This window comes from Paenibacillus shunpengii (genome assembly GCF_042684905.1).
Taxonomy (GTDB): domain Bacteria; phylum Bacillota; class Bacilli; order Paenibacillales; family Paenibacillaceae; genus Paenibacillus; species Paenibacillus shunpengii.
This window is the reverse complement of sequence record NZ_JBHUMJ010000002.1, coordinates 147,338-159,729: the sequence shown is the minus strand read 5'-3', so window position 1 is coordinate 159,729 and position 12,392 is coordinate 147,338. Positions and strand designations below refer to the sequence as shown.

The following is a 12,392-nucleotide window of genomic DNA, read 5'->3' as shown; positions in this document are numbered from 1 at the left end:
TTTTGGTGTAGATCCTAATTTTCTTCCATTCATCCCTTCGTTATTATGAAAAAAAATCACCCTGTAGGAGGTTGAACTTGTCGACATTCTTCTCTGGCTGGTCGGCTTGATCTCTTGTCAGCGTCCATTTTGTTCCTGGTTATGTCTTTTTCTTTCGTTCAACATCATGATCAGATAGCTAAGGACAATGACTGCCATAAGAATATCCATGTAAAGCTTATAGTCCTCCAAACAGAATTCCATAATGGTAAACACACAATTCAGAACCGTATACCCGACTAATAGAAAAGAAAAAGCCATATTTAAAGGATTAACGATAATTTCATTCCACCTTGAATCCTACCCTCTACCTTCTCTCATAAATAGAACGACATTAACCAGTGTACACACGATAATTGTCAAGTTAGTCAGAATAAAAAACTCTTCACGCATCGAACGAACTCTCCTCTTTCATCGCAATATTTCTCTCCATTATGGCTGGGGCAAGTGACACTATTCTGTCAGCAAACATGCGTTCTATAAATAAAACAAAAAAGCCCTGATTCATCAGGACTATATGGTATAATATGGGTTGTACAATACGCCTAGGTGGGCGGGTCTTCCTCCAGAGAGGAGGTGAGGCTCATGCACTTCTCTTTTGCCGATATGTTATTGTTCGCTGGCTTTATCATAGCGCTACTGACATACATCGATTCAAAAAAGAAGTGACCCCTTAGGTTTGGCACCTGGGTCACTTCTTCCGACTTAAAACATCACTCGGAGGAATTCCCACCAAGCTATTGTGCTGAGGACGGACCGCCATCCGTCCTTATTTCTATTGTTATGATAACATAATTGGATTATACAGGCAATTTTGAATCAGAGATCGTGATTCCAGCATCATTTTAAAAAGGAAGTCATTCGTTAAATCATGTCTTATCCTCTAATTTAGGAATAACAGGTGAAAGAAACGGATCCGCATGCTCAGTAACAGTTCCTCTAACTAAAGAATGAACCTTAAACTCATTATAATATTCGAGATCATCACTATCTCTTACATACAAAATCCCGTATGAACCTGGGGCTAGGGTTCCTATCGTTGAAAAAACTTTTAAGGGATGGTGTTTATCTGTAGGTTTATGGTTATTCAAGCCTGCTATCCAAAGTTGATATTCCCCGTTAACAATCCTTAAATCCAGCACGCCATTAGGCCACTGCAATTCATTTATATATTCTTGAATCTTCTTAATAAGGATTGCAAGGTTTAGTTCATCATCTTCAATTGAAGAGCTCTCCCTAATAGTAGCCCATCCATGATACTCATACATAATGAATCTTCCTTTCTATTTCAAAGGCTCTGTATCTATAATGATTTTAACATTGTATCTTTCAGCATATTCATTAAGTTGTCTAATTACACGATCATTTGGCTTACCTTCAAAATGAAAATACGCTGTTTTTCCAGCAGTAATGATCTAGAAGAACGAGAATCAGACGATCTTCCTTTTCTATATAATGGATAATCCGTCTTAATTCCTTCACGAACAGGAAATAATTTTAATCAGATAGATTCCTGACCCTTAAAATAAATGACAAGAAAAAAGCCCTGATTTCTCAGGGCCGAGCTATAATAGGGGTTGTACAATACGCCTAGGTGGGCGGGTCTTCCTCCGGAGAGGAGGTGAGGCTCATGCACTTCTCTTTTGCCGATATGTTATTGTTCGCTGGCTTGATCATAGCGTTACTGACATACATCGACTCAAAAAAGAAGTGACCCCTTAGGTTTCGCCACCTGGGTCACTTCTTCCGCTCTAGCTTTACTCGGAGGAGTATCCACCAAGCTATTGTACTGAGGACGGCCGCGAACCGTCCTTATTTCTATTGTTATGATAACATAATTGGATTATACAGGCAATTTCTTACGGGTTACATCCTACCGATTGAAGACCACAAAATGCACTGATCCATCAGATCATATGGTATAATATGGTTTGTACAGTACGCCTAGGTGGGTGAGTCTTCCTCCAGAGAGGAGGTGAGGCTCATGCACTTCTCCTTTTCAGATATAATTATCTTCGCTGGGTTTGTCATAGCGTTGCTAACATATATCGAACAAAAGAGAAAGTGACCCTCTAGGTTCGCGCCTGGGTCACTTCTTCGATACTTAGTAACACACTCGGAGGAGTACCCACCAAGCTATTGTACTGAGGACGGTTTAGCGGACCGTCCTTATTTCTATTGTTATGATAACATAACTGGATTATACAGGCAATTTCTTAGTGCCATCGGATCTCCATGGCTACACCATCAAATCCCGCTTACGGAAGGCCGTATAGGTGATGACCAGCAGGACTCCAATGAGTAACACGGACAGAAGGACGTAGATGAGATCGAATCCTCCTCCGTACATCATCTCCTTCGCCTCAAAATACTTGAATGGCGTGAAATACTTCAGACTTTCAAGTCTCTCATTCAGATCAATAGCAATCGATAAGATGAACGCAGCGAGCAATATACCGGAAGAGATAGAAGCCGCCTGCTTTACATGCTTGGATACGGAGGCGAGCGCCGTTCCGACGAGGAGGAAGATGATCTGTAGAATAAGCATCCCGATCATCAGAACGGCAATATCATCATTTACCTGCTCTCCGTTATTGTACAAGCTGACAATCATAACGCTCGATGCCCAAGTGACCAGGTTAAGGATGAGGATCTGCAGCAGAGCAGCTGTTATTTTGGCGGTGATGACCGCGTCTCTGGTCAAGGGCTTGGTGAATAGGAATTCTGCCGTTCTGTCCTGCTCTTCTTTGGCAATCATGCTGGCCCCGAGCGTTACGGCATGAATGGTGACGGCGAAGAACAAGTACAACATGAGCACTCCATAATACCCGCTGGCCTTCGACAGATCAAAGGCTCCCGCCCCCATCAAAGCCTGAAGGGATTCGGGCATATCCGCAATCACCTGGTTCAGCTCCCCTCCGGCAGCCGTCGCTTCGTATTTGTTCATCCCGCTCACCAATAGAAGCACAATGCCGATACACCAGAACAGCAGGGACTTCCGATAGCTCTTCATTTCTCTCCGAAATATGTTCATGAACTTCCCCTCCCGTAACGCTAGGCAGAAATATCTCTTCTTATATAAATGTAATAACAGACAGCGGTACATATCACCATGATCCCTGCTGCGGCCGTCATGTAGGGTACTTCATAGCTTGCCGTCTCCAGGACCTTTTTTGTGTCAAAATACTTGAACGGAGACAAATACCGCTTCATTCCTCCCTCGTCTCCAGCCACAAGCATCCCGAGTATATAAAAAACAAGCACGGTCGTCAGCGATACAGGAAGAATGGCTTTGATTCTCGGCAGCAGTACGGAAACGAGGAGACCGATCCCAACAAACATCAGCTGGACGAACAGAAGGGTCATCGAGAGCATGAAGTACAATTTGACATCATACGCACCCGTTTGAAGCTGTTCCGCCATAAGCCAGGCCCCGGCAAGATACAGTAAATTGGTCAGCAGAATAGATGCGACCGCTGCCAGCAGCTTGGAGGTAAGTACTTTGGTTCGCGTCACGGGCTTGGTCAGGAGAAAATCGGCGGTTCTCTCCCGGGTTTCCCGTGATACGACCGACATGCCCAGCAGCATGGCCTGGATGGCTCCGCACAGCGTAATGTACATCAATATATAAGTGTAGAACCCGAGAAACGTGCCCATACTTTCAATCTGAATACCGAACGCCTGCCTGAACGGTTCCGGATATCCCTCAAGAATGCGCGCAAAGGCATCAAACTCTCTGGAGATGGATGGAAATAAGGACAGCAGAAATACCATGATACCAATGATGGACAAGGACCAGATCAGCAGTGATTTTCGATAAGATTTCAGTTCAAAAAGAAACATGTTCACCCCGAATCAAGCCTCCCTGTCATAGTAATGCATGAAGATTTCTTCGAGATTCGGCTCCTCGATCCATAGATTATCCATCTCTATATGGGCCAGCCTCTGCAGGATCTGATTCAAATTCCCCTTGAACAAAAACCGGGTAATGCTCCCCTCCGCCGTAATATGACTTACACCGTCGATATCCAGCTGCTGCGGGTCCAGAGGAACGGCCGTTTCAATCGCAAACTTTTTATAATTAGACTCCTTCAGTGCGCTGATCTTCTCTACGGTGACGATTCTTCCTTCTTTAATAATCGCAACCCGGTTACATAGCCGCTGAACTTCGCTCAAGATATGGGAGGAAAATAAGATCGCTGCCCCGCGTTCATTCTCCTCCTTCAGCAATTCAAAAAACGTATGCTGCATCAGCGGATCGAGTCCGCTCGTCGGCTCATCGAGAATAAGCAGCTGGGGACTATGGAGAAGCCCTTGCACGATGCCCACCTTCTTCTTGTTGCCCAGTGACAGGCTCTCAATCTTCTTGCTCAAGTCCAGGTCCATCCGCTCCGCGAGCTCCTTCATGCGTTTCGTACAATCCTTCTTGTAGAAGCTGGCCGAATATTTGAGCAGATCCACAACCCTCATATGATCGTAATAAAAGACCTCCGCAGGCAGATATCCGATCTCCTTCTTAATCTCCGCGCTGTGACGAATGCAGTCCTTGCCGAAGATGGAGGCCGTGCCGCTCGTGGGATAGATGAGAGCAAGCAGTGTCCGGATCGTTGTTGATTTGCCTGCCCCGTTTGGCCCGATAAAGCCAAAGATTTCACCTTCCTCAATCGAGAAGCTCACATCAATAATCCCTCTAGCCTTGCCGTACTGCTTGGTCAGATGCTCAATCTCCACGGCATTCATGCGCCATCCCCTCCGCTCTATTCCTGCAACTTGGTTTCTGATCAAATCATACGGGATTGCCGCAGCAGGGTAAAATCAGACAGTCAGCAAATTTGCATTGATTTTCGCCATTAGAGTAGATTTACACCTGAATTATACAGAAGGTACTGATGAATGAAAGCTATGCTTCATCTTGCTCTACTTCTCACAGGGGAATGAGATTTATTTACCTCTATCCATCCGATTCTACTTCTCTTATTCATACCGAAGCTGAGTTGTCATCTGCTTCAGTACCGATGCCACCTTCTGGTTCCCTTGCTTCTCTGCGATCTGCAGAGCCGTCTCTCCATCGGCTGTAGGACGGCTCACCTCTGCACCTTGATCGAGCAGCAGCTGAAGGATCTCTGTGCGATCCGTATGATACGCAGCCGAATGCAGTGCCGTATGGCCATCGCTGTCCACTATGTTCGGATCTGCCCCATGAGACAGGAGAAGCTTAATGACGTTAAGACTTCGTTCACCGGCAATCGTCGCATGCAGAGCCGTGTTAGACGGGATGTAAGCAATTTTGGAATGGGTCACAGCGTTGACCTCTGCCCCATGATCTAGTAATGTCTGAACTATGTCTTCAAATCCCAGATGTCCTGCATAAGCCAGTGGGGTTAATCCATCTTCATTCTCAGTATTCGCGAGCTGAGGCTGCTCTGTCAGCAGTTCGGATACACGTTCCTTATCTCCTGCGATCAAAGCTTCAAATAGTGCTGTTACTTGTAGTTTAGCATTCTCCATTTCTTATCCTCCTCAGGTATTATAATCCGTGCTTTTTGCTCCATTCTTTTTCCATGACTTTCCTCGCCATCTGCTATATGATGAATACAGAATTCACTCATAAAAACCCTTACATAAGGAGTGTCCTGACATGATGTACTTCGGGAGGAATCTCTTGCTGCCTCTACTTGTTCTAATCACGAGCATACTATATATCTTCTTTATTCCGGAAGAGCCATTTGAAATTAAATTGCTCTTCAAGCTGATTCCGATGGCACTTATTATATTGTACGCCTTCCTGCGCATGCGAACTGGCCGGCGTTCGGCGCACGCTCTGCTGCTGGCCGGCTTGTTCTTCTGTATGCTGGGTGACGGCCTGCTGCCGATATGGTTCGTATACGGCCTGCTTGCTTTTCTGATCGGTCATCTATTCTATCTGACTGCATTTCTGAATCAATGGCGCTTCTCTTGGATTCGGCTGTTGAGCATCATCCCCATCGGCATCTACGCCTGGATTATGGGCGGCAAGCTTGCACAACATATTGCAATGTCAGCCGATTTGAAAGGACTGGTCATTCCCGTTATTGCGTATGTCACCGTCATTTCACTTATGCTCTGGTCTGCAGTTATGACAGGGAATGTGTGGGCCAGTATCGGAAGCCTGCTCTTTGTCATTTCGGATTCGATCCTGGCATGGAACAGGTTTGTCGAAGCTATACCTTACGCGGGTGTCCTTATTATGGCAACGTACTACGCTGCCCAGTTTCTAATTGCATGCAGCATCGGTGCTGCTGCACATAGAAGAAGCTCGCTTCTCAAGGTGAACATCAAATATTAATGGAGATAGCTTAGGAGTATACAAAAACACCTCTCCATAACTTCCATGAAGAGGTGTATTTTTCTTAGGATAACTTCAATATTATTGAGCTGTAAAGCCGCCATCGATGGGAACAACGACCCCGTTAATATATTTGGCTTGTCCATTCAGCAGGAATGCAACCAGTTCAGCAATTTCCTCCGGTTGTCCAATTCTGCGCTGCGGAATTCCGGCCACGACGTTCTCAAATACTTCCGGATGATTCTCACGATACGACTTCACCATTGGTGTTTCCGTTGTACCCGGAGCGATTGCATTAATCTGGATCCCTTCGCGTGCATATTCTGCCGCAATAGTCTTGGTGATTCCCACAATACCATGCTTCGTTGCAGAATATGTACCCACGGTTTCTTGTCCAACCACACCGGCAGTCGAGGACGTATTCACAATAGAACCGCCGCCATTTTTCAGCATGACTTCCAGCACATATTTTACACCGTAGAGCGCGCCGAGCAGGTTAATGCCCACCACCTGGTTAATTTGTTCAATTGTATTTTCCGCAAAGCGTGTGCCTGGCCCGGAAATACCAGCGTTATTGAAGAACATGTCAATGGTGCCAAAGGCTTCGACTGTCTTGTCTACGTAATTCTTCACATCTTCGGCTTTACTGACATCTGCTTTGACGAAGATGGCTTTTACACCTTTTTCCTCCACTAGCTTCACGGTTTCGTTACCCGCTGCTTCAGAAATATCAATGACACTAATGTTGACTCCCTGCTCTGCCAGCTTTAGTGCCGCCGCACGGCCCAATCCACTGCCGCCGCCTGTAATAACTGCAACTTTGCTCATGTTGATGTCTCCTCCTCTGGATGTAACTATCTAAAATTCAGTAACCATATTTTATTCTACATCTATATGTAGATGCATTCAATATTTGATAAGATCTCCAGCATCTCATCCAGCACCCGCTCGATCTTTTTGGTATCTGATCTTTCAACCAACAAGTCCAGTGCTTCCTCCTCATACCTGATTGTTGTAAACCACATGGAAGCCGCGACTGCATAAATATCATTTGCCAATTCTTGCTCTTGGATACGAAGCTGTCTTGTCTCTGTATATCCATTTAAGAAGGCATGGAATAACCGTGGACGGTCATAATCGCTTAGTCCTTCTGCCAGATCCATTTCATTTGCGACGAGAAGACCTTCTACGATCAGGTCCCCAACAAGTGTTTCGTCACCCGCAATATTGTAGTCAAAAATACCGATCTCAATGATTTCTCCGATATTTCATAAGATTCAGTTGTCCTGCCTCACCTAACTCTCTGAACCGCTCGTATCCACTCACTTCGTTATATCCGACAACATTAAATATAGAGTCCGCCTTAATATGAGCACCTTCTTTTTCCGAAATAGCATGCATCCTTCCCATTAATTGCCCCGCTTTACCTGCGATCTCTATATCTATCGTTTTAATTTCTTCCCCTAGATATTCCTCGACCGTAACATCCAGCGATAGATCATTAATTACATAAGAAATACAGTAGTGCTCTCCAGCTATGTACCTCTTGGGTGTTAAAATGCCATTCCTTCTCATAAGCTCTGAAAAAATACTTTGCTGTTCTATTATTAACCTTGGATGCTCCTCCTGCTGTACTAACTTCATGACGACGGATTTGTGATCTAGAAAATCAACACGGAGGATAAACTTGGCACGAAAAGTCGGATGATCTCTGTATTGCTCGATATAATGATGTGTATCTACGATCCGTGCGCTAATTCGATATTCAGACAAGATTTCTTGGATATGCTGTAGAGTGATTTTCATATGTTAGCCCCCAATACTCGTTATACGGATTCCCCATTAAATCAATACAAAATGAATTATCATTAGAAATCGTGCTTTTCTAAATTTTTAACAAAACATGAGGCGGATGTATACATTAGGAAGAACAATATAAAAGGTGTGAACTATAATCATGATTTGCTGGGCAACGGGACCGATCGAGAATAGGATATCCCTAGTCACAAATGAAAGAAGTACACAACGAATCACGGTACAAATTGAGAATCAAAGCACCATAAGCAGCTCTATTATTGAAATTCAAGGATATTACCTAAATGCTACACGGACTCTTTATGTCAATGATATATTCAGTATTCAGCCAAACCAAGTGATAACAAGAGATTATTTTGCTAATTTGGACGGTTTGGAGTTTATTCTTCAAGTTAATGGACCAGATGAAAAGTTGGTACAAGTTTCTATGTGGGGCAAAAATTCTTTCGGTCAAATCGTAGCTGCCCATCGGCTTGTATCATCTGAATTACTTAGAAATACAAATGAATTCAATGGCGTAACTGGATCTACCGGGGCTACAGGTGCCACTGGAGTTACGGGCGTCACCGGAGCTACTGGGGTGACTGGTTCCACTGGTACTACCGGAGTTACTGGTGTTACTGGTGTTACTGGAATTACCGGAACTACTGGCGATACTGGAGTCACCGGAGCTACAGGTGAAATTGGAGTTACTGGTGCCACTAGTGCCACTGGTGCCACTGGAGCTACAGGTGTCACCGGAACTACTGGCATCACCGGAGCTACGGGTGACACTGGAACAACCGGAATCACTGGTGTTACTGGTGTTACTGGTGTTACTGGTGTTACTGGAATTACCGGAACTACTGGCGATACTGGAATTACCGGAGATACTGGAGTCACCGGTGAGACTGGAGCTACGGGCGACACTGGAGCTACGGGCGACACTGGAGCTACAGGTGAAACGGGAACTACTGGTGCCACTGGAATTACTGGTGCCACTGGAGATACTGGCGTTACTGGAGATACTGGCTTTACTGGCGTTACTGGTGCTACCGGAGATACTGGAATCACTGGAACTACAGGCGATACTGGTGCTACCGGAGATACTGGAATCACTGGAACTACAGGCGATACTGGTGCTACCGGAACTACTGGCGATACCGGAGTTACCGGATCTACTGGCATCACCGGAGCTACAGGTGAAGTTGGAGTTACTGGTGCCACTGGTGCCACTGGCAATACTGGTACTACCGGAGATACTGGAATTACCGGAGCTACGGGTGGCACTGGAATTTCTGGCGATACTGGAGCTACTGGAATTACTGGAACCACTGGAGTTACTGGAGCTACCGGAACTACTGGCATCACTGGAGCTACGGGCGACACTGGAGCTACCGGAGTCACCGGAGCTACGGGCGACACTGGAGCTACCGGAGTCGCCGGAGCTACTGGTTCCACTGGTACTACCGGAGCTACCGGTGAGACTGGAGCTACTGGTGATACTGGCGTTACCGGAGTCACTGGTGCCACTGGAGCTACCGGTGAGACTGGAGCTATGGGTGACACTGGAACCACCGGAATCACTGGTGTTACTGGGGACACTGGAGCTACGGGCATCACCGGAGCTACGGGTGGCACTGGAACCACCGGAGACACTGGAATTACTGGCGATACTGGTGCTACCGGAGATACTGGCGCTACCGGAGTTACCGGATCTACTGGCATCACCGGAGCTACAGGTGAAATTGGAGTTACTGGTACCACTGGTGCCACTGGCGATACCGGAGCTACTGGAGTCACTGGTGCCGCTGGAGATACGGGCGTCACCGGAGCTACTGGAGCCACTGGTGCCGCTGGAGATACGGGCGTCACCGGAGCTACAGGTGAGATTGGAGCTACTGGAGTCACTGGTGCCACTGGCGTTACTGGTGCTACCGGAGATACTGGAGCTACTGGCGATACTGGAGTCACCGGAGCTACTGGAGTTACCGGAGCTACCGGAACTACCGGAACTACTGGCATCACTGGAGCTACAGGTGCCACTGGAACAACCGGAGCTACTGGCATCACTGGAACAACTGGAGCTACTGGAGCTACTGGAGTCACCGGCGTTACCGGTACTACTGGCACAACCGGTACTTCTCAACCTGCGATCTCTTCTTTCTTTTTCAGTAACCAAACTGCTGCAATTCCAATCCCCCTAACAGGAGAAACTACAATTCAAACGCTGAACGTACCTGTAACTGCTGGTCAAGTTTTAAAGATCGATAACAGTACCCAGATAGCCATCGTCACTACTGCGAACTGGAATGTCTCCTATTTTGTCCGGCTGCGGAATAATGGTGTGCTGATTAATGAGATTAATTTGACGAGATCTGGCAATACCGCAGGAACTGTACGTTTCTTATCCGCGAATACCTTTGCAGATACAGCAGCTGCTACAGGAACGAATGTCTATACGGTAAATATAGCATTTGCTACTGCCACTAGCGTAACAAGTGCTTCCGCTGAAGTCAGGGGTATTAATATAATCCGATTTAGTTAATTACAGAATATAAGCAGTCATCATCGAAACCTTCATATACAAAAAATTACTAACTCAAACTCAAAAGAACCTGAATTAGGAACGTTCCTAATCCAGGTTCTTCTTACTAAATATTAAATCAGCTTCCGGCTGTACCACTTCTCGCCCCGGAACCTTAGCCAGAAGATAAGGCCCCGTACGCCCCATTCAACCACCATCGCGATCCACACGCCCATGATACCGTAGCCTAGCGTAATGCCAAGCACAAAGCCAAGAGCGATGCGCAGCAGCCACATGGATAGAAGTGATGTCATGGACGTAAAATTGGAATCCCCTGCCGCACGAAGCGCAGAAGGTAGAATAAAGCTTGTAGACCACAGAAATGGCTGCGCAACAGCAATCAGCAGCGTCAGGCCGAATATAATCGGCACAATCTCCTCAGGCGGCGAGAACAGCTGCACCACAAACGGGAACAACGGCAGCAAGATGGCTGCAATGACAACGAAGAAGATGCTCGACAGCCAGAGCAAAGATCTAATAAATTTGCGGGCATCCTCAGTATTCTTGTTGCCGATACATTGCCCGACGATCGTGACGATCGCGATGCTCAGCGCGCTGCCGCCGATCTGGAACACAAGTGATATCGAGCCGGCAATGGCATTCGCTGTAATGGCGAACGTCCCGAGCTGAACAATAAAGGTCTGCGTTAGCAGCTTCCCACCATTGAAGAACATCTGCTCTGCGGCGAACGGAATGCCGACGGTCATAATTTTCTTAAGAATGGAAAAATTAAGCTTCAATAAGTTCTTGATACGGAACAGCAAGGACTGATTGATCTTCACGAGATAATACAGCGAGGCTGCTGCCCCGATCACTCTTGCCGTCAGCATGGATATAATGAGGCCCATTACACCCATATCCAGCACGGTGATGAACAGAATGTTCAGCCCAAGAAAGGTCAGGTTCATGATAAGCGATAAAATAAGACACGGTCTAGTCTCCGCCACACCTCGCAGCACACCGGTAACTGCCTGGAATATGGCAATAAAAGGATAGGACAAGCAGCTCCCGATCAGGTACAGCCTCGCACTATCAAATACAGCGGCTTCTGCTCCGCCAAATAACAGATTTAAGATGGGTGTATGAAAAGCGATTACGAGTACACATAGGAATATCGATAGAATGGCGACAGCGGATATAGCCTGTGAAGCGGATTTGGCTGCCATCTGGGAATTGCCGCTGCCCTTGTACTGGGCAACAATGACGGTTCCTCCCGTCGCAACGGCGACAAATACGTTAATGAGGAAAATATTCAGGGAATCGACCATGCTCACCGCACTGACGGCAGCGACTCCAGAGGAGCTGATCATGGCCGTATTTAACAGACTCATCAAAATAATAAAAGCTTGATCCACAAATATCGGAATAATAATCGCGATCATTTGCTTATAATCAAGCGTGTTACCAGTAAAATATTTATTCAGCAAGCCTGCTGAGGTCGATTTGGGTCGTATATAGGGTTCGGGTGAATTCAAAGCTCATCATCTCTTTTTCAGTGTATTAGAATCAATTGCCACACTATTATAGCACCTTCACAGCTCTTGCATAGTGATAACGGTCCTTTTTCTCATTTAATCTTTCTGATTGAATCAATTAATGGAATGAAGGAAATATAAATTGATTCTTGTAAATCGGTTTCCACTCCTC

At 46.1% G+C, this 12,392-nt stretch carries 12 protein-coding genes; 3 read left to right on the top strand and 9 right to left on the bottom strand.

The window, feature by feature from the left end; genetic code table 11:
• The first annotated feature begins 624 nt into the window (after positions 1 to 624).
• A complete protein-coding gene (locus tag ACFSVM_RS00700; protein ID WP_370510365.1) occupies positions 625 to 708 on the top strand; it encodes a putative holin-like toxin in 84 nt (27 codons plus the stop codon).
• Between the two features lie 200 nt (positions 709 to 908).
• On the opposite strand, the gene ACFSVM_RS00695 is transcribed toward ACFSVM_RS00700, so the two are convergent.
• From ACFSVM_RS00695 to ACFSVM_RS00675, 5 genes are all read right to left on the bottom strand, one after another.
• Positions 909 to 1,307 (bottom strand): Imm7 family immunity protein, encoded by a 399-nt coding sequence (locus ACFSVM_RS00695; RefSeq protein ID WP_379259859.1) that lies wholly within the window; start codon positions 1,305 to 1,307, stop codon positions 909 to 911.
• A 971-nt stretch (positions 1,308 to 2,278) separates the two neighbouring features.
• Entirely contained in the window at positions 2,279 to 3,073 is a 795-nt protein-coding gene (locus ACFSVM_RS00690; RefSeq protein ID WP_076312377.1) for an ABC transporter permease subunit, read from the bottom strand.
• Between the two features lie 20 nt (positions 3,074 to 3,093).
• Positions 3,094 to 3,882 carry an ABC transporter permease subunit gene (locus ACFSVM_RS00685; protein ID WP_379262819.1) on the bottom strand — a complete coding sequence of 263 codons (789 nt, stop codon included), beginning with the start codon at positions 3,880 to 3,882 and terminating at the stop codon, positions 3,094 to 3,096.
• Positions 3,883 to 3,894: 12 nt separating this feature from the next.
• Positions 3,895 to 4,779, bottom strand: a complete 885-nt coding sequence (locus tag ACFSVM_RS00680) for an ABC transporter ATP-binding protein (RefSeq protein ID WP_379259856.1) — start codon at positions 4,777 to 4,779, stop codon at positions 3,895 to 3,897.
• Between the two features lie 234 nt (positions 4,780 to 5,013).
• Complete coding sequence (locus ACFSVM_RS00675) at positions 5,014 to 5,547, bottom strand: ankyrin repeat domain-containing protein (RefSeq protein WP_379259854.1); 534 nt, start codon at positions 5,545 to 5,547, stop codon at positions 5,014 to 5,016.
• Between the two features lie 130 nt (positions 5,548 to 5,677).
• Between ACFSVM_RS00675 and ACFSVM_RS00670 the strand changes: the two genes are divergently transcribed.
• Positions 5,678 to 6,364 carry a lysoplasmalogenase gene (locus tag ACFSVM_RS00670; protein ID WP_379259852.1) on the top strand — a complete coding sequence of 229 codons (687 nt, stop codon included), beginning with the start codon at positions 5,678 to 5,680 and terminating at the stop codon, positions 6,362 to 6,364.
• An 81-nt stretch (positions 6,365 to 6,445) separates the two neighbouring features.
• On the opposite strand, the gene ACFSVM_RS00665 is transcribed toward ACFSVM_RS00670, so the two are convergent.
• The 3 genes from ACFSVM_RS00665 to ACFSVM_RS00655 form a co-directional block, all read right to left on the bottom strand.
• Entirely contained in the window at positions 6,446 to 7,192 is a 747-nt protein-coding gene (locus tag ACFSVM_RS00665) for an SDR family NAD(P)-dependent oxidoreductase (protein WP_076312381.1), read from the bottom strand.
• 62 nt (positions 7,193 to 7,254) lie between these two features.
• A complete protein-coding gene (locus ACFSVM_RS00660; protein WP_076312382.1) occupies positions 7,255 to 7,527 on the bottom strand; it encodes a hypothetical protein in 273 nt (90 codons plus the stop codon).
• Between the two features lie 85 nt (positions 7,528 to 7,612).
• Entirely contained in the window at positions 7,613 to 8,170 is a 558-nt protein-coding gene (locus tag ACFSVM_RS00655; RefSeq protein ID WP_379259849.1) for a hypothetical protein, read from the bottom strand.
• 151 nt (positions 8,171 to 8,321) lie between these two features.
• On the opposite strand from ACFSVM_RS00655, the gene ACFSVM_RS00650 reads away from it, so the two are divergent.
• Positions 8,322 to 10,706: a collagen-like triple helix repeat-containing protein gene (locus tag ACFSVM_RS00650; protein ID WP_379259847.1), complete on the top strand. Its 2,385-nt coding sequence runs from the start codon at positions 8,322 to 8,324 to the stop codon at positions 10,704 to 10,706.
• A gap of 113 nt (positions 10,707 to 10,819) precedes the next feature.
• Here the strand turns inward: ACFSVM_RS00650 and ACFSVM_RS00645 are convergent, their stop codons facing one another.
• On the bottom strand, positions 10,820 to 12,127 hold the full coding sequence (locus ACFSVM_RS00645; protein ID WP_379262817.1) for an MATE family efflux transporter: 1,308 nt from the start codon (positions 12,125 to 12,127) through the stop codon (positions 10,820 to 10,822).
• Positions 12,128 to 12,392 lie beyond the last annotated feature (265 nt).